Below are 19,598 nucleotides of genomic sequence, written 5' to 3'. Positions count from 1 at the left end.
CGTACGAACAGAAGGCCCCGAGCCGCCAGGCGAATAAGCTGTCCCAAAACGCAGGCCACTGAGAAGAAGGGCACGACAGGTGAGCGCGAGCCACAGCGGCAGCGTGGAGCACACACTCCGCCAGGTCACGCCCGGACGCTACGACGCCTACGAGGCCCTGCTGCGCGCCCTCGCCACCCCCTCCTCGGGCCAGATCTGGATGCTGCTCTGGCACGGCCAGGCCGGCTCCCCGGACGCCCAGTACGGAAACATGGAGGTCGACGGCTTCCACTACGCCCCCTGCGTGACCTCCGCCCAGGAGCTCTCGGCCAGCGGCTGGAACCGGTCGTACGAGCTCGTCGACGGCCTCGACGTGGCCCGCACCCTCTATCCCGACCACTACGGCCTCTGGCTCAACCCGCACGCCCCCGGTGGCGGCGTCGGCATCCCCTGGCTGGACCTGCGCCGCATCGCCACCGGCCTGGACCGCCAGCCCGCCGGCCCCCTCCGCCTCACCGAACCCGGCATCGAGATCCCGCAGTTCTACGCCCTGCTCGCGCAGAACGCCCACCGCACCCCAGCCCTGCGCTCCCTGCGCCGCGCCTGGGTGCAGCCCGCGCTCGGGGCGCCGTACCTCGCGATCGGTCTGGACGTGTACGACGCCTCCCCGGCCGCCGTCGACTCGGTGCGCGCGATGATGCAGCAGTCCATCGGCGCGGTCCCCGAGGGCCTGCCGGTGTCGACGGTCGCGATGACCGACGACCACGACCCGGTCGTGATGTGGATGCGGGCCAACGCCCGCCCCTTCTACGACCGTGACGCCCACGCGGCCGTACCCCCGGCGCAGCCCCAGCCGCAGGCCCCGGCCGCCGGTTACGGCTATCCGCCGGTGCACGGCGGTTACTGAAGCAACGGTTCGCAGAATTTACGTGGTTGACACATTTCTGCGCGCGTAGACACACGTCTTGCGTCCGGAACTGCGCAGATTCGCCCTTGTGCCCCAACTGACCCACGTCCGGGAGGCGTTACCCGGTGTTCGGATAACGGATTCCCTCGCACTCCATCACGGTTGTGCATACTTTCCCCGTCAGACCTGGCGGGTGATCACAACGACGCTGAAGACTCCCCACTCAGGCAGGGGGGTCAAACCTCCTGCCGATGGCAAGTCGACAAAGCCGCAATCCGCGGCAGGCGCAGGCCGGTCACCACCGGCGAGAGGGGTCGCTCACCGTGACCGCACCGATCGAGACCACCGGGGCGGCAGCCGAAGCGCAGCCGGAGGCTGTGCTGGCGGGAGCCGAGAAGGGGCAGATCGAGGGTCGTTCCCTGGGGCAGATCGCCTGGACCCGGTTCAAACGGGACAGGGTCGCCGTGGCCGGCGGCGTCATCGTGATCCTGCTGATCCTCGTGGCGGTCCTCTCGCGGCCCATCCAGGCCATGTTCGGCCTCGACCCGAACGCCTTCCACCAGGACCTGATCGACGCCGACACCTCGCTGCCCAAGGGCGGCTGGGGCGGCATGAGCGGGTCCCACCTGCTGGGCGTCGACCCGAAGTTCGGCCGGGACATCGCCACCCGCATCCTCGAAGGCTCCTGGGTCTCCCTGGTCGTGGCCTTCGGCGCCACGATCCTGTCCAACGTGATCGGTGCCATCATGGGTGTCGTCGCCGGCTACTACGGCGGCCGGGTCGACTCGATCATCAGCCGGCTGATGGACACCTTCCTCGCCTTCCCCCTGCTGCTGTTCGCCATCGCCATCTCCGCCACCCTCCAGGGCGGCGCCTTCGGCCTCAACGGACTGCCGCTGCACCTGAGCGTGCTCATCTTCGTGATCGGCTTCTTCAACTGGCCCTATCTGGGGCGGATCGTGCGCGGCCAGACCCTCGCCCTGCGTGAGCGCGAGTTCGTCGACGCCGCCCGCGGCATGGGAGCCAAGGGTCCGTACATCCTCTTCCGCGAGCTGCTGCCCAACCTGGTCGGCCCGATCATCGTCTACTCGACGCTGCTCATCCCGACCAACATCCTCTTCGAGGCGTCCCTGAGCTTCCTGGGCGTCGGCATCCAGCCCCCGCAGGCCTCGTGGGGCGGCATGCTCCGGGAAGCCGTCACCTACTACCAGGTCGACCCCGAGTACATGATCGTGCCGGGCCTCGCCATCTTCATCACCGTCCTGGCGTTCAACCTGCTCGGCGACGGTCTCCGTGACGCTCTCGACCCCCGCAGCCGCTAGGCAGCCCCGAGAGTCCTTCTAAGTTTCCGATCAATGGAGGGGAAGCAGACCATCATGCGAAGGTCAGCACTTGCCGCGGTCGCGGCCCTCGGCTCCGCCAGCCTGCTGCTTGCAGGCTGCACCAAGGCCGATAACAACAAGGACGGCGGCAGCACCCCGAAGGCGGCCGGTGCCAACGCGGCGACCACGGGAGTCGTCAACGCGTCCGACAAGAAGGGGGGCACGGTCGTCTACGAGATGTCGGACGTGCCGGACTCCTTCGACCCGGGCAACACGTACTACGCGTACATGTACAACTTCAGCCGGCTCTACGCCCGCCCGCTGATGACGTTCGAGCCCGCCCCCGGCTCGAAGGGCAACACCCTCGTCCCGGACCTCGCCGCGAGCAAGGGCGTCCCGAGCGACGGCGGCAAGACCTGGACGTACAAGCTGCGCGCGGGCCTGAAGTACCAGGACGGCACGCCGATCACCTCGAAGGACGTCAAGTACGCCGTCGAGCGGTCCAACTTCGCCCGTGACGTGCTCTCGCTCGGCCCGAACTACTTCCAGCAGTTCATGCAGGACGGCGACAAGTACAAGGGCCCGTACAAGGACAAGGACCCCAAGGGCCTGTCCTCGATCGAGACGCCCGACGACACCACGATCGTCTTCCACCTGAACCGTCCGTTCCAGGAGTTCGACTACCTGGTCTCGGCCCCGCAGACGGCTCCGGTGCCGCAGTCCAAGGACGACGGCGTCGACTACGTCAAGCACATCGTGTCCTCCGGCTCCTACCAGTTCCAGAGCTACGAGGAGGGCAAGCAGGTCGTCCTGGTCCGCAACAAGAACTGGGACCCGAAGACCGACCCGCTGCGCAAGCAGTACCCGGACAAGATCGTCGTCAAGCTGAAGGTCAACCAGGAGACGATCGACCAGGACCTCCAGTCCGGCGACGCCACCGTTGACCTCGCGGGCACCGGTGTCCAGGCCTCCACCCAGGCCAAGCTGCTCACCCAGGCCGACGGCAAGGCCGCGACCGACAACACCTACGCCGGCCGCCTGGTCTACATGGCGATCAACACCAAGGTGAAGCCGTTCGACAACGTGGCCTGCCGCAAGGCGGTCGAGTACGCCATCGACAAGGTCTCCGTGCAGACCGCGGAGGGCGGCCCGATCCGCGGTGAGGTCGCCTCCACCGTCCTGCCGCCGGACATCACCGGCTACCAGAAGGCGGACGCCTACGCCTCCGCGGGCAGCCACGGTGACGTGGCCAAGGCCAAGGACCAGCTGAAGGCCTGCGGCAAGACGCCGATCACCACCAACATCTCGGCGCGCTCCGACCGCCAGCAGGAGGTCGACGCCGCCACGGCGATCATCAACTCGCTGAAGAAGGTCGGCATCAACGCCACCCTGAAGCAGTACCCGCAGGGCAAGTACTTCACCGACTACGCCGGTGTGCCGAAGTTCACCGAGCAGCAGAACATCGGCCTGATCATGATGCAGTGGGGCGCCGACTGGCCCTCCGGCTACGGCTTCCTGCAGCAGATCCTGAACGGCAAGGCGATCAGCCAGTCCGGCAACACCAACCTGTCGCAGTACGACAACAGCAAGGTCAACGACACGCTCGCCCAGGCGATCGCGGAGCCGGACGTGGCCAAGCGCAACGCCCTGTACGGACAGATCGACCAGCAGGCCATGGACGACGCCGTCCTCGTCCCGCTGACCTACTTCAAGGTCCTGCTGTACCGCTCGCCCTGGGCGACCAACGTGGTCTCCACGGCGGCCTTCAGTGGTCAGTACGACTACCTCAACCTCGGCACCACGAAGAAGTAGCAGCCCCGGAAGGCAGGTGAAGGCATTGGTGCCCGCGGGCCTCACGGTCCGCGGGCACCAGCGCCGGTCCCCGTGATCTCGTACATCCTCCGCCGGACGTTCGCGGCAGTGATCCTGCTGCTGGTCGTCACCGCGGTCACCTTCGCCATCTTCTTCCTGCTGCCGCGACTCGCCGGCCAGACAGCGGATCAGCTGGCGCAGCAGTACATCGGCAAGAGCCCGTCGAAGGCGGACATCGCCGCGGTCAAGCACAACCTCGGTCTGGACCAGCCCATCTACGTCCAGTACTGGCACTTCATCAAGGGGATCGTGGCCGGCGCCACCTACGACCTCGGCCCCACCACGGTGCACTGCGACGCACCCTGCTTCGGCTACTCGTTCAAGACCCACCAGGCGGTCTGGCCGGACCTCACCTCACGCATGCCGGTGACGATCTCGCTGGCCAGCGGTGCCGCCGTGCTGTGGCTGCTGTCGGGTGTGGTGGTCGGTGTCATCTCCGCGCTGAAGCCGCGCTCGTTCTTCGACCGCACCTTCATGGGCGTCGCGCTCGCCGGTGTCTCGCTGCCCATGTTCTTCACGGGCAACCTGGCGCTGCTGCTCTTCACCGACCCCGGTCCGTGGCCGATCTTCGGCAAGGAATACGTCCCGTTCACCACGAACCCCTCGGAATGGGCCAACACCCTCTTCCCGGCGTGGTGTTCGCTCGCCCTGCTGTACTCCGCCGTGTACGCGCGACTCACCCGCTCGGGCATGCTGGAGACGATGAACGAGGACTTCATCCGCACCGCCCGGGCCAAGGGCCTGCGCGAGCGGAGGGTCGTGGTCCGGCACGGGCTGCGCGCCGCGCTCAGCCCGATCCTCACGGTCTTCGGCATGGACCTCGGTCTGCTGCTCGGCGGTGCGGTGATCACCGAGACCGTGTTCTCGCTGCACGGCGTCGGTGAGTACGCGGTGGCCGGCATCACCGACAACGATCTGCCCAAGATCCTCGGCGTGACCCTCCTCGCCGCCTTCTTCGTAGTGATCGCAAACCTTGTGGTGGACGTCCTCTACGCCGCCGCCGACCCGCGGGTGAGGCTCTCGTGACCGAACTCTCCAAGACCGGCGCGGCAGCCGGCGAGCCCACCGACGCGCAGCCGGAGGCGTCCCGCGCCTTCCTCGAAGTCCGCGACCTCAAGGTGCACTTCCCGACCGACGACGGCCTGGTCAAGTCCGTCGACGGACTGTCCTTCTCGCTGGAGAAGGGCAAGACCCTCGCCATCGTCGGCGAGTCCGGCTCCGGCAAGTCGGTCACCTCGCTCGCCATCATGGGCCTGCACCGGCTCGGCGCGCGCGGCAAGAACGTGCAGATGTCCGGCGAGATCTGGCTGGACGGCAAGGAACTGGTCGCCGCGTCCCCGGACGAGGTGCGCAAGCTCCGCGGCCGCGAGATGGCGATGATCTTCCAGGACCCGCTGTCCGCGATGCACCCGTACTACAAGGTCGGCGACCAGATAGTCGAGGCCTACCGGGTCCACCACAACGTCAGCAAGAAGGTCGCCCGCACGCGGGCCATCGAGATGCTCGACCGGGTCGGCATCCCCGAGCCGGCCAAGCGCGTCGACGGCTACCCGCACGAGTTCTCCGGCGGTATGCGCCAGCGCGCCATGATCGCCATGGCGCTGGTGAACAACCCCGAGCTGCTCATCGCGGACGAGCCGACCACCGCCCTCGACGTGACCGTCCAGGCGCAGATCCTCGACCTGATCCGGGATCTGCAGAAGGAGTTCGGCTCCGCGGTCATCATGATCACCCACGACCTCGGTGTGGTCGCCGAGATCGCCGACGACGTCCTCGTGATGTACGGCGGCCGGTGCGTGGAGCGCGGCGCGGCGGACGAGGTCTTCGAGAAGCCGCAGCACCCCTACACCTGGGGCCTGCTCGGCTCGATGCCCCGCATCGACCGGGAGACCTCCGAACGGCTCATCCCGGTCAAGGGCCAGCCGCCGAGCCTCATCAACGTCCCCTCGGGCTGTGCCTTCCACCCGCGCTGCCCGTACGCGGACATCCCCAAGGGGAACGTCACCCGCACGGTGCGCCCCGAGCTGGAACAGGTGAGTACCGGGCACTGGTCCGCCTGCCACCTCCCGGCCGAGGACCGTGAGCGGATCTGGACCGAAGAGATTGCGCCGAAGCTGTGAGTGAGACGACCAAGAACCAGTCCGCCGACGGTGAGGTGCTGCTCAAGGTCGAGGGCCTGACCAAGCACTTCCCGATCAAGAAGGGCATCCTGCAGCGCCAGGTCGGCGCCGTGAAGGCCGTCGACGGCATCGACTTCGAGGTGCGCAAGGGCGAGACCCTGGGCGTGGTCGGCGAGTCGGGCTGCGGCAAGTCGACCATGGGCCGGGTCATCACCCGGCTCCAGGACCCGACCGACGGCACGATCACCTTCGACGGCCAGGACATCACGCGGCTGAACACCGCGCAGATGCGCCCGCTGCGCCGCGACATCCAGATGATCTTCCAGGACCCGTACGGCTCCCTGAACCCCCGTCACACCATCGGCTCGATCGTCTCCGCGCCCTTCCGGCTGCAGAACGTGGAGCCCGAGGGCGGGGTCAAGAAGGAGGTCCAGCGGCTCCTCGAACTGGTCGGCCTGAGCCCCGAGCACTACAACCGCTACCCGCACGAGTTCTCCGGCGGTCAGCGTCAGCGCATCGGCATCGCCCGCGCGCTCGCCCTGAAGCCGAAGCTGGTCGTCGCGGACGAGCCGGTCTCGGCGCTGGACGTGTCGATCCAGGCGCAGGTCGTGAACCTCATGGACGACCTCCAGGAGGAACTCGGCCTGACCTACGTGATCATCGCCCACGACCTCTCGGTCGTCCGGCATGTCTCGGACCGCATCGCGGTGATGTACCTCGGCAAGATCGTGGAGCTGGCCGACCGTACCTCCCTGTACGAGGCGCCGATGCACCCGTACACCAAGGCGCTGATGTCGGCGGTGCCGGTGCCGGATCCCAAGCGGCGGGGCCAGAAGAGCGAGCGCATCCTGCTGCGCGGCGATGTGCCGTCGCCGATCGCTCCGCCGTCGGGCTGCCGCTTCCACACCCGGTGCTGGAAGGCGACGCAGATCTGCAAGACGACCGAGCCGCAGCTGGTGGAGCTGAAGCCGGGGCAGCGGGTCGCCTGCCACCACCCGGAGAACTTCGCCGACCAGGCTCCCCAGGACACCGTCCTGCTGTCGGCCGCGAAGGAGGCCGCCGAGCTGGTCGCCGACGAGGTGCTCGCCGAGTCGGCCCAGACCTCGCAGGCCCTGGCGAGCGCCGTCGCCGAGGAAGAGGCGGGGACCGAGGAGGCTACGGCCGAGGAGGCCGCGGTTTCCGAGGAGACCGCGGTTTCCGAGGAGGCGGAGGTGTCTGAGGAGGCCTCGGCTTCGGAGGAGGCCGAAGTGTCCGAGGAGTCTTCCGCTTCGGAGGAGGCCGAGGCCGCTCAGGATTCGGCCGCTTCGGGGGAGACTTCGGCGTCCGAGGAGGCTTCGGCGTCCGAGGAAGCTGAGACGGCTGAGGAGACGGCCGCTTCGGAGGAGGCTTCGGCGTCCGAGGAAGCTGAGACGGCTGAGGAGACGGCCGCTTCGGAGGAGGCTTCGGCGTCCGAAGAGGCTGAGGCGTCCGAAGAGACCGCGGAAACCGAGGCCGAGGCTGCGGCTGCGGCTGCGGCCGACGAGCCTGCGGCCGACGAGAAGCCGGCCTCCTCCGGCAAGGCCGAGGCCACCGGTGCGAAGGGCACGTCCGCCGGTAGCGCCGACGAGCAGGACTGACGGCCCCCTGACACACACCGATGCCCCGCCCCTCGTAACGGACGGGGCATCGGTGCGTCAGCCGACACGTACGGACACCCCACAGTGACCCTTCAGAACGGCAGCGGACCCCGCCCCCGGCGCGTGGTCATCACCGGAGCCGCCCGGGACTTCGGCCGGACCCTCGCGATCTTCTTCGCCCGGCGCGGCGACGAAGTCCTGCTCTCCGCACGGGACGTGAGGGCGGCGCAGCGCACAGCCGACGAGATCCGCGGCCTCGGCTTCGACAAGGTGCACGCCTTCCGCTGTGACCTGGCGGACCCGGCATCGGTGCGTGCCTTCGCCGACAGGATCGCCGAGGTGACCGATCACATCGACGTGCTCGTCAACAACGGCGCCCGCTGGCTGCCCGGCGACGACCTCGCCTCCGCCGCCGACGAGGACATCGCGGCCACCATCGCCTCGACCGTGACCGGCACGGTCCTCGCCACCAAGCATCTGCTGCCGCTGCTGCTGAAGTCCGACCGGCCCGACGTGGTCAACCTGATCTCGTCGGCCGGGCTCACCGGCAACCACCGCACCCAGGCCCACGCCGCCTTCTACGCGGCCAAGCACGGCCAGGCCGGCCTCGCCGACCTGCTCTCGCCCCAGCTACGGCCGCACGGCGTACGTGTCATCTCGCTGTACCCGCCCGACTTCAGCAACCCGGACCCGCTGGGCCCGGACTGGGACACGACGCCGCGCGGGGCGGGCGACAAGCTCACCGCCCACTCCCTCGTGGACTGCGTCATGTTCGCGATCGACCAGCCACGGGACTGCTTCATCAGGGCGTTCCACTTCGAACAGGCGGGCTGAGTAAAAATAGGGGGTGCTTCAACCTCTCTTCACCCCCTCTGTCCAGCACACGCTCGATGTCATCGGCATCTTCGTGTTCGCGATCTCCGGCGCGCTGCTGGCCGTCCGGAAGAACTTCGACGTGTTCGGCATCGCCGTCCTCGCCGAGGTCACCGCGCTGGGCGGGGGCCTGTTCCGCGACCTGATCATCGGGGCCGTACCCCCGGCCGCCTTCACCGATCTCGGGTACTTCCTCACCCCCCTGCTCGCCGCCCTCGTCGTCTTCTTCCTGCATCCGCACGTGGAGCGGATCCAGGCGGCGGTGCTCGTCTTCGACGCGGCCGGCCTCGGCCTGTTCTGTGTCAGCGGTACGACGAAGGCGTACAGCTACGGCCTCGGTCTGACCGCGTCGGCGACGCTGGGCCTCGCGACCGCCGTCGGCGGCGGCGTGCTGCGGGACGTGCTCGCCAACGAGGTGCCCTCACTGCTGCGTTGGGACCGCGACCTGTACGCGGTCCCAGCGATCGTCGGCTCGACGATGGTCGTGCTCTGCATCCGCTACGGCGCCCTGACCCCCCTCACCAGTGGGCTCGCGGTCGTCACCGCTTTTGTGCTCCGCCTGCTCGCGATGCGGTTCCACTGGCGAGCTCCGCGCGCGTGGAACCGCCGGTCGACGGTGACAGAGGACTGAGCGGGGTGGACGTGTGGGTGTGCCCGGGGGTGCTGTGGCCCGTCATCTGCTGGGTCAGCCACTCGAACACCGTCGGCACCTGCGGCCGCCACAGGGCCATCGAGTGCCCGCCCATGCTGCGCGGCAGGAACACCACGCGCACGTACGTCGGCGGCTTCGCGATCTGCTCCAGCGCGACACCGGCCTGGTAGCCGTCGCCGTTCTCACCGGAGATGTACAGCGAGATCCGCGGCGGGGTGCGGTAGCCCTTCAGGATTTCGTAGGGGTTGTTGGCCCGGCGCAGCTCGATGCTCCCGGCGGCCAGCGAGTTCCGCTCGCCGATCGGGTCGTTGTAGCCGGAGAGGCTGATGGCGGCCCGGTACCGGTCGGGGTGGGCGACGGCGAGCTTGGTCGCGCAGTGGGCACCGGCCGAGTAGCCGGCCGCGGCCCAGCCGTCCGGCCCGGACTGGGCACGGAAGTTGTCCGTGATCATCTTCGGTACGTCGATGCTCAGCCAGGTGTCCGCGTTCACGGTGCCGGGGACGTTGGCGCACCCGGTGTCGACCTTGGCGATCAGGTTCGTGCGCGGGGACACCAGGATGAACGGCGCGACCTGGCCGCTCTTCATGAGCGGTGCCAGCTGCTCGTGCACCTTCATGGAGCCGAACCAGGCCTTCGCCGAGCCCGGGTAGCCCGACAGCAGTTCCACGACCGGGAACTTCTTGTTCTTGTACGCCGGGTCGTTGTACTGCGGCGGCAGCCAGACGTAGACCTCGGCGTTCACGCCCGACACCCGGCCCTTGAGCTGGGTGACCTGCACCCCGCCGGCCGCGTGCATACCGGGACCGTCGGCCTGGGTGAACTTCTGCTGCACCTTGGGCAGCTTCTTGTACGCGATTCCGCCCGTGCCGTCGGCGCCGAGGTTGGCGGCCTGCTGCACATGGTTGCCCGTGCCGATCAGGTCGGCCCAGTTGTCGTACAGGTTGTTGGCGTTGTTGACCAGCACGAAGACCAGGGTGATGGCGGTGACCTGGGCGAAGAGGAGCATGAGCACGCGGGCCGCGGCGCGCAGGGCCTTGGGCCCGCGCACCCGCGACCACAGAACGAGCGGCAGTATCAGGGCGACCACGGCCAGCACGATGGTCGTGTAGAGGAACGGAGTCCCGGTGAGGCTCATGTCCCCATAGAGGGCAATCGGATGCCAGAGGTTGTGGACGTCTCCGGGCACTTACCTAGAAATTGCCGGAACCTCACTCGTGAGGGGGAATCGGAGGCGAACGGTAAGACGAAGCCTAGCATCGGAAAGCTACCGCTTAGTAGTTTCCTGTTGTACCGTTCATCCATGCCAGAAGCAGCTTCCGCACCGGCCGTACCGGCCGTGATCGGCGACAGCGAGTTCGACCGGGACACCGCGGTCACCCGGCGCGAGCCCGGTGTCTACGACATCGACCTCTCGGCAGGCTGGACCATCATCAGCGCCGTCAATGGCGGCTATCTGCTGGCCGTGCTCGGCCGGGCCCTCGCGGACACGCTCCCGCACCCGGACCCCTTCACCATCTCCGCGCACTACCTGACCGCGTCCCGCCCCGGCCCGGCGGTCGTCCGCACGGAGACCGTCCGCACCGGCCGCACCCTCTCCACCGGCCAGGCCTCCCTCTTCCAGTACGACGACGCGGGCAACGAGGTGGAGCGCATCCGCGTCCTCGCCTCGTACGGCGACCTCGCGGAGCTCCCCGACGACGTCCGCACGACGGCGACCCCGCCCGCGATCCCGCCCCTGGACCAGTGCTTCGGTCCGCAGGACGGCCCGGCACCGGTCGAGGGCAGCTCGGCCATCGCGGACCGCCTGATGCTGAAGCTGGACCCGTCGACGCTCGGCTGGGCCCTCGGCGCGCCCTCCGGCAGGGGCGAGATGCGCGCCTGGTTCGGCCTGGCCGACGGCCGCGACGCGGACCCCCTCTCGCTCCTCCTGGCGGTGGACGCCCTGCCCCCGACGGCCTTCGAGATCGGCCTCAAGGGCTGGGTCCCCACGGTGGAACTCACGGTCCATGTCCGCCACCGCCCGGCCCCCGGCCCGCTCCGGGTCGCCATCACCACCCGCAACGTGGCCGGCGGCTTCCTGGAGGAGGACGCCGAGGTCTGGGACACCGAGAACCGCCTGGTCGCCCAGTCCCGCCAGCTCGCCCGCGTCCGGCTGGGCTGAGCGCCGTACCGGCCCCTGTCAGGCAGGGCACGGGTGCGTGCTGCGGCTCCGTCCGGCCCCCTGTCAGGCGTGGTCGAGGGGGGTGCGGCCGAGCCAGGCGGCCAGCTCCTCGTAGGGGCCGGCGTTCTCGGGGGCCCGGGTGCGGGGGGCGAAGGGGGTGGCGGTGTCGCGGGGGCGGGAGTCGGGGAGGACGGTGCGGGCGGTGGTGAGGGCGAACTCGGCCAGTTCCGGGTCGAGTTCGTGGGGGTGGCCGAGGGCCTCGGCGAGGTCCCAGGTGTGCGTCACGATCTCCATCACGTAGCCCGACAGCGCCGCGTGGCCCGGGACCTCGCCCCAGGGCACGCGCACCGCGCTCGTCATCCGCTCGTCGCTCTCCCAGGCCTTGAGCACCCGGTTCCTGATCTCGTCGTAGGCCGCGGCCCAGCCGTCGTCCTCGACGTCCCCGGCGATCGGCTCGACGGCCATCCCGTCGCCGCCCTCGCCGACCACCGCGATCCGCCCGGAGCCGCCGACGATGTGGCTCAGCAGACCGCGTACGTCGAACTCGGTACAGGGGGTGGGGCGGGTCAGGTCCTCGGGGCGTACGGCGCTGATCAGCGCGGCCGCCTGTGCGGTGGCGCGGGTGTAGACGGGGCGCGGGTCGGTGAAGCCGTCGGTGGTCATGAGCTGCCTCTCTCGCTGGGCTGGTGCGCCGAGCATCCCCGGATAACCTGACAGACTCCGTCAACATTTGCGCCCGGCCCGCGCGGGGCGCGATGCTCACCGTGTGAAGTCCGACCGGCTGCTGTCGATCCTGCTGCTCCTGCAGACCCGGGGCCGGGTCCCCGCCCATGAACTCGCCGACCGGCTGGAGGTGTCGGTCCGCACCATCTACCGGGACATCGAGGCCCTGTCGGCCTCCGGCGTCCCGGTGTACGCCGAGCGCGGCCGGCACGGCGGCATAGAACTCCTCGCCGGATTCCGCACCGACGTCACCGGCCTGACCGCCGACGAGTCCCGGGCCCTGTTCGTCCTGGCCACCCAGGGCGCCCACGCCGAGCTCGGTCTCGACGCGGCGCTCGGCTCGGCCCTGCGCAAGGTCATGGCCGCGCTCCCGGCCCCGCACCGGCCCGCCGCCGACCTCACCAGCCGCCGCATCCTGGTCGACGCCACCCGCTGGCGCGTCGGACCCCGGCAGAGCGCCGACCTGGCCGCGCTCCAGGACGCCGTCTTCTCCGACCGGCGCCTGCGGCTGCGCTACCGGCACAGCGGGGAACAGGAGCCGCGGACGTACACCGTGGACCCGTACGGCCTCGTCGCCAAGGCGGGCGTCTGGTATCTGGTCGCCGACCGGCGCGGCCGCCCGCAGCTGTTCCGGGCCGACCGGGTGCACTCGGCCCGGCTCCTCGACGACCCCGTACGGCGCAGGGACGGGGTCGAACTCGCCGACGCCTGGGAGGCGTTGCGCCGCCAGGTCGAGGAGCGGGACGGCGGGATCGAGGTCACCGTCCGGGTCCGGCGCACCTTCCTGGACATCTTCCGGCGGATGGCGGCCGCCGAGCTGACCGCCCTGCCCGACGACGACGGCACCGGCGAGTGGGTCACCGCCCGGCTGACGTACCCGGTGCTGCGCGCGGTGCGCCAACTCCTCGCCTTCTCCGACCGGGTGGAGCTCCTGGACCCGCCCGAGGCCCGTGCGGAACTGCTGGCGGGTGCCCGTTCCGTCACGGCTCTGTACCAGGAGCCCGCGGAAGCGGAATTGACAGCCGGGGGACAGGAGGGGCTCAAGTACCGCCAAGGCGGCGTTGGTTGAGTGCGGCTCTCAGGACTTCCTCATCCTCACCGGAGCTGATTCTCATGAAGCGTGCCCGTCTCGCCCCCGCCGTCGCCCTGCTGGCCCTGTCCCCGCTGCTCCTCGCCGCCTGCGGCTCCGGCGACTCGTCGTCCTCCTCCTCCGGGTCCTCCGGCGGCGGCAACTCCGGTCAGCAGCAGGCCTGTACGGCGCCGTCGGGCATGCCCAGCGCCGGGGCGCAGCGACGCCGGCCGAGCGGGGCACCGTCCGGCATGCCCTCGGGAGCATCCAGGGCCGAGCCGACCGGTGCTCCCAGCGGGATGCCGTCGGGCATGCCGAGCGGCGGTCCGGCGGGCGGCGGCCAGGGCGGCTCCGGCGGCGGTCCGGCCGGCGGCGGTCAGGGCGGCGGCTGCGGCGGCCGGGGCGGCGGGCAGAACGGCGGCCAGGTTCAGCAGGGCTGACCGAAAAGGACCGTCGGCCGTACGCCGGCGGGGGCGGCACGCACCGGGCGTGCCGGCCCCGCCGTATGTGTACGGTCGCTCAGCCGAGCCAGTGGCTGCGGCCGATCGTGATGAGCCGCAACTGCCGCAGGGCGCGCTGCGTGACCCGCTCCCGCTCCTCCGCCGGAGCCTCCTGCGCCTCCAGGAACAGCGAGGCGGTGATGAGCATCTGGTCGACGTAGAGATGGGCGAGCATCAGCAGGTCGTCGTCGTTCCAGCCCTCGGCCTCGGGGTCCTTGGCCAGCTCGGTCTTCACCTCCTCGGCGAACCGGGCGAGTTGGTCCCGTATCGCCTCCCGCACGGGCTGCACCCCGCCGTGCCGCTCCCGGGCGATGAACCGCACGTGCGCCGGGTGGGTGGCCACGTGATCGGCGATCAGCCGCACGGCGCGCGTGATGCGTTCCTCGCTGTCGCCCGTCGTCGACACCGTCGTGCGCACCATCGGGTGCAGACTGCCCAGTGCCTCGTCGACCAGCGCCACCCCGAGGTCGGCGGTCGAGCGGAAGTGCCGGTAGAAGGCGGTCGGGGCGACGCCGACCGCCCGGGTGACCTCACGCAGACCCAGGCTGCTCAGGCTCTGCTCCTCCAGCAGCGCGAGCGCGGCGTCGAGGAACGCCTGCCGGGTCTTCTGCTTCTGCGCCTGCCGGATGCCGAGGGTGTGACTCATGTCATCCAGTTAACAACTGTTCTCCGGAATTGGAAAGCCGGGGAAGGCGCTAGACTCGAAGTCAGTGAACAACTGTTACTACAACTGTTCACCCAAACTTCACAACGGCATCCCGGAGGGGGGATCCGATCCCATGCTGTTCCTCGTCGTCGCACTCATGCTCTTCGGAGTCGTGCTGGGCACCGTCGCCCACGCACCGCTCACCGTCACCGGCCTCATCGCCGCCGTCATCGCCGTCTGGCTCGGCGTGTTCGCGATCCGCGAGCGCCTCGGCCGCCGGCGCCGTACGCAGGCCAACTGACCGTCCGCCACGACTTCCCGGAGCTGACCACCATGCAACTCACCGCACCCGTCACGAGCGGTACCGAAACCCGCAGGGGCGCACGCGACGCCGACGGCATGGCCGTGGCGTCCTTCATCCTCGGCCTGCTCGGCCTGCTCGTCCTCAACATCTTCCTCGGCCCGATCGCCATCGCCCTGGCCGCGGTCTCCCTCTGGCGGGGCACCACCCGCCGCGGCCGCGCCGTGCTGGGCCTCGCCCTGGGCGTCGCGGACCTGGCGGTCCTGGTTCTGTCGATGCAGCTGAGCCACACGGTCTCCTGGAGTCTGTGACCGGCCGGCCGACTCCCGCGCAAGAAGGCGCATCCGAGGCCGGGCCCAGCCGTGCGGGACCCGTAGAATCGGGCTCACCATGGCTTACCTCGACCACGCCGCGACGACCCCCATGCTCCCGGAGGCGGCAGAGGCACTCACCGCCCAGCTGAGCATCACGGGCAACGCCTCCTCCCTGCACGCAGCCGGCCGCCGGGCCCGCCGCACCGTCGAGGAGTCCCGCGAAACCCTCGCGGAAGCGCTGGGCGCCCGCCCCAGCGAGGTCGTCTTCACCTCGGGCGGCACCGAGGCCGACAACCTCGCCGTCAAGGGCCTGTACTGGTCCCGCCGCGCCGCCGACCCGGCCCGCACCCGGGTGCTGGCCAGCCCCGTCGAACACCACGCCGTCCTCGACGCCGTCCACTGGCTCGGCGAACACGAGGGCGCGAAGGTCGAGTACCTCCCCGTCGACTCCTACGGCCGCGTCCACCCCGAGGCCCTGAGGGAAGCCATCGCCCGCAATCCCGGCGACGTCGCCCTGGCCACCGTGATGTGGGCCAACAATGAGATCGGCACGATCCTGCCGGTGCGCGAACTCGCCGACGTCACCGCCGAGTTCGGCATCCCGCTGCATGCCGACGCGGTCCAGGCCTTCGGCCAGGTCCCGGTCGACTTCGCCGCCTCAGGCCTCGCCGCGATGACTGTTTCCGGCCACAAGATCGGCGGCCCGTACGGCATCGGGGCACTGCTGCTCGGCCGTGAGCACACCCCCGTCCCCGTCCTGCACGGCGGCGGTCAGGAGCGCCATGTCCGCTCCGGCACCCTCGACGTCCCCGCCATCGCCTCCTTCGCCGTCGCCGGCCGGCTCGCCGCCGAGCGGCGCGCGGAGTTCGCCCGCGAGGTCGGCGCGCTGCGCGACCAGTTGATCGACGCCGTGCGCGGTGCCGTACCGGACGCGATCCTCGGCGGCGACCCGGCACCCGAGGGGCGGCTTCCGGCCAACGCCCACTTCACCTTCCCCGGCTGCGAGGGCGACTCCCTGCTGCTCCTGCTGGACGCCCAGGGCATCGAGTGCTCCACCGGCTCCGCCTGCACCGCGGGCGTCGCCCAGCCCAGCCATGTGCTGCTGGCCACCGGCATCGACCCGGAGCTGGCCCGCGGCACCCTGCGCTTCTCTCTCGGCCACACCTCGACCGAGGCGGACGTGGAGGCCGTCGCGAAGGCGATCGGCCCTGCGGTGGAACGGGCGCGGGCGGCGGGCCTCAGCTGAGCATCCCGGGGCGGGACATGCAGCGACCTACAAGGCGGGTTCCCTTCGCCGGTATTGTCCGGATCAGGTAGTAGGGGTCGCCTTCCGGTCCAGTACTTGCGACCTTCCGGCCTCTCAGCCCGAGCGTCGACGTCGGCACCAGCGGAGACTCGTACCTCTCGGTGAAGGGAGATCCTGTATCTCTCGCTGAAGTCGGCTACTCCGCTTGAACTCCCTCACTCGTCTTGTAGGTCTAATACAAGGATAAATCGGCACCTATCGTACGCAAGGGGTCTGGCCTTGATTTTTTCGGCCGCTTGAAATCTTTCGGGGGCTCCTCCCGGGGCCCCGTACCCTGGAGGGGCTATGACTGAGACCCCGCAGCGCCCCCTCCGCGTCCTCGCCGCCATGTCCGGCGGAGTCGACTCCGCCGTAGCCGCCGCGCGCGCCGCGGAAGCCGGCCACGACGTCACCGGCGTCCACCTCGCGCTCTCCGCGAACCCGCAGTCCTTCCGCACCGGCGCGCGGGGCTGTTGCACCATCGAGGACTCGCGCGACGCCCGCCGCGCGGCCGACGTCATCGGCATCCCGTTCTACGTCTGGGACCTCGCCGACCGCTTCCGCGAGGACGTGGTCGAGGACTTCGTCGCCGAGTACGAGGCCGGTCGCACCCCCAACCCCTGCCTGCGCTGCAACGAGAAGATCAAGTTCGCCGCGCTCCTCGACAAGGCGCTCGCGCTGGGCTTCGACGCGGTGTGCACGGGCCACTACGCCAAGGTGATCGTGCGCGAGGACGGCTCCCGTGAGCTGCACCGCGCCTCCGACATGGCCAAGGACCAGTCGTACGTCCTCGGTGTGCTGGACGACCGGCAGCTCGCCCACGCGCTGTTCCCGCTCGGTGACACGGTGACGACGAAGGACGAGATCCGCGCGGAGGCCGAGCGGCGCGGGCTGGCGGTCGCCAAGAAGCCCGACTCGCACGACATCTGCTTCATCGCCGACGGCGACACCCAGGGCTTCCTCGCCCAGCGCCTCGGCAGGGCCGAGGGCGACATCGTGGACGAGTCCGGCGCCAAGCTGGGCACGCACGAGGGGGCGTACGGCTTCACCATCGGCCAGCGCAAGGGCCTGCGGATCGGCACCCCGGCCCCCGACGGCAAGCCGCGCTACGTCCTCGACATCTCCCCGGTGACCAACACGGTCACCGTCGGCCCCGCCGCCGCCCTGGACGTCACCGCCCTCACCGCGATCAAGCCCCGCTGGTGCGGCACCGCCCCCACCGGCCCCGGCACCTACACCGCCCAGCTGCGCGCCCACGGCGGCGAGACCGAGGTCACCGCGGAGCCGGTCGACGGCGAACTCCGCGTCACCTTCACCGAGCCGGTCCGGGGCGTCGCCCCCGGCCAGGCGATCGTCCTGTACGACGGCACGCGCGTGGTCGGCTCGGCGACGATCGCGACGACCACGCGCGCGACAGCGGCCGCGGTGTAGCTCTCAGGGGGTACGCCGGCGGTGTGGCTCTTTCGGGGGTACGCCGCCGGATCCTCAGCCGGTGAATCCTCAGCAGCCGGTGAATCCTCAGCCGGTGAAGAAGTCGGCCAGCACCGGCCCCAGCACGTCCGGTTCCACCATGTGGGTCTGCCCCGGAAGCACCCGGTAGGTGCCCTGGGGCACCGCCTCCGCGACGGCCTGGGCCGCCCGGTGCATCCACTCCGGGCTCGCCCCGCCCACGACGGACAGCACCGGCACGGAGACCGCCGCGAGCCGCTCGCGCGGGAGCAGTCCGTCGCCCATGACGGCGTCGTCGTACGCGAGACTCGGTGCCACGGCCTCCATGCCGGCCCACATCGGCGACTGCCGGGCGCCCTGGATCATCTCCTCGCCGAGCCCGGTCAGCCGCAGGAACAGCTCCACCGCGTCCCCGCGCCGGCCGTCGGACAGTGCCCTGTTCAGCTGCTCCTTGTACACGGCCTCGCGCTCGGCGCCGCCCTGGAGGAAGTCGGCGTACGGCACCTCGTACACCGCCGCCCGGCGCAGCGGCAGCCCGCTCGCTGCCGCGCGGAGCACCAGCGCGCCGCCCGAGGAGACCCCGAACAGCGAGGCGTCCCCGCCCACCGCGTCGAGCAGCGCGGCCAGGTCCTCCACCTCACGCGCGACCTCGTACGGTGCCGTGTCCCCGCTCGCGCCGCGGCCCCGGCGGTCGTACACGACGGCCGTGCAGCGGTCCGCGAGCCGGGCGGCCAGGGGTGCCACGGTGCCGCCGGTGGACATCGCGCCGCACACCAGGATCACCGCGGGCCCCTGGCCGGTCACTTCGTACGCGAGGGCGGTGCCGTCGCGGGAAGTCGTCTTCTTGTCCATGTCGGTGCAGACTGCCGTACCCGCATGGACTCGTCGCTCACGACACGTCGACGTCGTAGAAGCAGAAGTGATCCTTGATCTCCGCGACTCCCGGCTTGGGGTCGGGGTACGCCCAGACCAGGTCCGGCGCGTCCGGCAGCGACCAGTACGACGCCGTGCCCTTGAAGGGGCAGACGGTGTGGGTGTCCGAGGGGGTCAGCAGGTCGAGGCGTACGTCCTCGGCGGGTATGTAGTACCGCGCGGGACAGCCCGTCTCGCGCAGCACCAGGGGACGGTCGGACTCCGCGAGCACCAGATCGCCGTGCACCACGCGCACGTGCCGCTCGCCCTGCTCGATGGTGATGGTGTGTCCTTCGGTCATATCCGGACAGCACCGGCGGGCGCCCGGTTCTTCCCGCGTACGGTGGGGGCCATGAACATCTGCGTCTTCCTGTCCGCCGCCGACCTCGACGAGCGTTACACGCGCCCCGCGCGCGAGTTCGCGGAACTGCTCGGCAAGGCCGGCCACACCCTGGTGTGGGGCGGCTCCAACGTCGGTCTGATGAAGGTCGTCGCCGACGGGGTGCACGAGGCGGGCGGCAGGCTGCTGGGCGTGTCCGTGGACTTCCTCGCGAACAAGGCGCGGCCCGGCGCCGACGAGATGGTCATCGCCGCCGACCTCGCCGAGCGCAAGAAACTGCTGCTGGAGAAGGCCGACGCCGTGGTGATCATGGTGGGCGGCACCGGCACGCTGGACGAGGCCACGGAGATCCTGGAGCTGAAGAAGCACGGCCGCACCGAGAAGCCGGTCGTGCTGCTGAACACCGCGGGCTTCTACGACGGCCTCAAGGAGCAGTTCCGCCGCATGGAGGCCGAGGGCTTCCTGCCGCGTCCGCTGGCCGAGCTGATGTACTTCGCCGAGGAACCCGTCGCCGCGCTGGCCCACCTGGAAGGCCACCTGGGCGCCCGCTGATGCGA

The 19,598-nt window shown here is 70.2% G+C and carries 21 protein-coding genes; 16 read left to right on the top strand and 5 right to left on the bottom strand.

All coding sequences use genetic code 11. From position 1 onward, the window contains the following. Window positions 1-79 precede the first annotated feature (79 nt). The 8 genes from LE548_RS26145 (at window position 80) to LE548_RS26110 (ending at window position 9,320) form a co-directional block, all read left to right on the top strand. A complete protein-coding gene (locus tag LE548_RS26145) occupies window positions 80-886 on the top strand; it encodes an enhanced serine sensitivity protein SseB C-terminal domain-containing protein (RefSeq protein WP_225099393.1) in 807 nt (268 codons plus the stop codon). Between the two features lie 323 nt (window positions 887-1,209). Beyond that, entirely contained in the window at window positions 1,210-2,208 is a 999-nt protein-coding gene (locus LE548_RS26140) for an ABC transporter permease (protein WP_225099392.1), read from the top strand. A 33-nt stretch (window positions 2,209-2,241) separates the two neighbouring features. Further along, entirely contained in the window at window positions 2,242-4,020 is a 1,779-nt protein-coding gene (locus LE548_RS26135; protein WP_225099391.1) for an ABC transporter substrate-binding protein, read from the top strand. Between the two features lie 72 nt (window positions 4,021-4,092). Continuing rightward, a complete protein-coding gene (locus LE548_RS26130; RefSeq protein ID WP_225099390.1) occupies window positions 4,093-5,106 on the top strand; it encodes an ABC transporter permease in 1,014 nt (337 codons plus the stop codon). Next, window positions 5,103-6,200, top strand: coding sequence for an ABC transporter ATP-binding protein (locus tag LE548_RS26125; RefSeq protein WP_225099389.1), 1,098 nt, complete (start codon window positions 5,103-5,105; stop codon window positions 6,198-6,200). The genes LE548_RS26130 and LE548_RS26125 overlap by 4 nt, the downstream gene beginning before the upstream one ends. Continuing rightward, a complete protein-coding gene (locus LE548_RS26120; RefSeq protein ID WP_225099388.1) occupies window positions 6,197-7,816 on the top strand; it encodes an ABC transporter ATP-binding protein in 1,620 nt (539 codons plus the stop codon). Before LE548_RS26125 ends, LE548_RS26120 begins: the two co-directional genes overlap by 4 nt. Before the next feature lie 84 nt (window positions 7,817-7,900). Beyond that, entirely contained in the window at window positions 7,901-8,650 is a 750-nt protein-coding gene (locus tag LE548_RS26115) for an SDR family oxidoreductase (RefSeq protein WP_225099387.1), read from the top strand. Window positions 8,651-8,663: 13 nt separating this feature from the next. Continuing rightward, complete coding sequence (locus LE548_RS26110; RefSeq protein ID WP_225099386.1) at window positions 8,664-9,320, top strand: trimeric intracellular cation channel family protein; 657 nt, start codon at window positions 8,664-8,666, stop codon at window positions 9,318-9,320. On the opposite strand, the gene LE548_RS26105 is transcribed toward LE548_RS26110, so the two are convergent. Further along, the gene (locus LE548_RS26105) at window positions 9,229-10,476 is read right to left on the bottom strand and encodes an esterase family protein (protein WP_225099385.1); all 1,248 of its coding nucleotides are present in this window, start codon (window positions 10,474-10,476) and stop codon (window positions 9,229-9,231) included. The genes LE548_RS26110 and LE548_RS26105 overlap by 92 nt on opposite strands. A 165-nt stretch (window positions 10,477-10,641) precedes the next feature. On the opposite strand from LE548_RS26105, the gene LE548_RS26100 reads away from it, so the two are divergent. Continuing rightward, a complete protein-coding gene (locus tag LE548_RS26100; RefSeq protein WP_225099384.1) occupies window positions 10,642-11,502 on the top strand; it encodes a thioesterase family protein in 861 nt (286 codons plus the stop codon). Between the two features lie 63 nt (window positions 11,503-11,565). On the opposite strand, the gene LE548_RS26095 is transcribed toward LE548_RS26100, so the two are convergent. Further along, window positions 11,566-12,165: a TIGR03086 family metal-binding protein gene (locus LE548_RS26095; RefSeq protein WP_225099383.1), complete on the bottom strand. Its 600-nt coding sequence runs from the start codon at window positions 12,163-12,165 to the stop codon at window positions 11,566-11,568. 103 nt (window positions 12,166-12,268) lie between these two features. On the opposite strand from LE548_RS26095, the gene LE548_RS26090 reads away from it, so the two are divergent. Together LE548_RS26090 and LE548_RS26085 are read left to right on the top strand one after the other, a co-directional pair. Next, complete coding sequence (locus LE548_RS26090; RefSeq protein ID WP_225099382.1) at window positions 12,269-13,294, top strand: YafY family protein; 1,026 nt, start codon at window positions 12,269-12,271, stop codon at window positions 13,292-13,294. Window positions 13,295-13,338: 44 nt separating this feature from the next. Then, a complete protein-coding gene (locus tag LE548_RS26085) occupies window positions 13,339-13,734 on the top strand; it encodes a hypothetical protein (RefSeq protein ID WP_225099381.1) in 396 nt (131 codons plus the stop codon). Window positions 13,735-13,813: 79 nt separating this feature from the next. Here the strand turns inward: LE548_RS26085 and LE548_RS26080 are convergent, their stop codons facing one another. Next, window positions 13,814-14,440, bottom strand: coding sequence for a TetR family transcriptional regulator (locus LE548_RS26080; RefSeq protein WP_225099380.1), 627 nt, complete (start codon window positions 14,438-14,440; stop codon window positions 13,814-13,816). A 133-nt stretch (window positions 14,441-14,573) separates the two neighbouring features. Here LE548_RS26080 and LE548_RS26075 point away from each other — a divergent pair, with 133 nt between their 5' ends. The 4 genes from LE548_RS26075 to mnmA all read left to right on the top strand — a co-directional run bounded on the left by LE548_RS26075 (window position 14,574) and on the right by mnmA (window position 17,771). Continuing rightward, window positions 14,574-14,741 carry a hypothetical protein gene (locus tag LE548_RS26075; protein ID WP_225099379.1) on the top strand — a complete coding sequence of 56 codons (168 nt, stop codon included), beginning with the start codon at window positions 14,574-14,576 and terminating at the stop codon, window positions 14,739-14,741. A 32-nt stretch (window positions 14,742-14,773) separates the two neighbouring features. Beyond that, on the top strand, window positions 14,774-15,052 hold the full coding sequence (locus tag LE548_RS26070; RefSeq protein WP_225099378.1) for a DUF4190 domain-containing protein: 279 nt from the start codon (window positions 14,774-14,776) through the stop codon (window positions 15,050-15,052). 79 nt (window positions 15,053-15,131) lie between these two features. Then, entirely contained in the window at window positions 15,132-16,301 is a 1,170-nt protein-coding gene (locus tag LE548_RS26065) for a cysteine desulfurase family protein (protein ID WP_225099377.1), read from the top strand. A gap of 345 nt (window positions 16,302-16,646) precedes the next feature. Then, on the top strand, window positions 16,647-17,771 hold the full coding sequence (gene mnmA / locus LE548_RS26060; RefSeq protein ID WP_225099376.1) for a tRNA 2-thiouridine(34) synthase MnmA: 1,125 nt from the start codon (window positions 16,647-16,649) through the stop codon (window positions 17,769-17,771). Between the two features lie 87 nt (window positions 17,772-17,858). On the opposite strand, the gene LE548_RS26055 is transcribed toward mnmA, so the two are convergent. Together LE548_RS26055 and LE548_RS26050 are read right to left on the bottom strand one after the other, a co-directional pair. After that, the gene (locus tag LE548_RS26055) at window positions 17,859-18,641 is read right to left on the bottom strand and encodes an alpha/beta fold hydrolase (RefSeq protein ID WP_225099375.1); all 783 of its coding nucleotides are present in this window, start codon (window positions 18,639-18,641) and stop codon (window positions 17,859-17,861) included. A gap of 37 nt (window positions 18,642-18,678) precedes the next feature. Beyond that, window positions 18,679-19,002, bottom strand: a complete 324-nt coding sequence (locus LE548_RS26050) for a DUF427 domain-containing protein (RefSeq protein ID WP_225099374.1) — start codon at window positions 19,000-19,002, stop codon at window positions 18,679-18,681. Between the two features lie 51 nt (window positions 19,003-19,053). On the opposite strand from LE548_RS26050, the gene LE548_RS26045 reads away from it, so the two are divergent. Further along, window positions 19,054-19,593: a TIGR00730 family Rossman fold protein gene (locus LE548_RS26045; protein ID WP_225099373.1), complete on the top strand. Its 540-nt coding sequence runs from the start codon at window positions 19,054-19,056 to the stop codon at window positions 19,591-19,593. The last annotated feature ends 5 nt before the right edge of the window (window positions 19,594-19,598 follow it).

The sequence above is a fragment of the Streptomyces sp. CoH27 genome (assembly GCF_020181035.1).
Classification (GTDB): domain Bacteria; phylum Actinomycetota; class Actinomycetes; order Streptomycetales; family Streptomycetaceae; genus Streptomyces; species Streptomyces camelliae.
The sequence above is the reverse complement of the archived record's forward strand: the minus strand, read 5'-3'. Positions and strand labels throughout refer to the sequence as shown.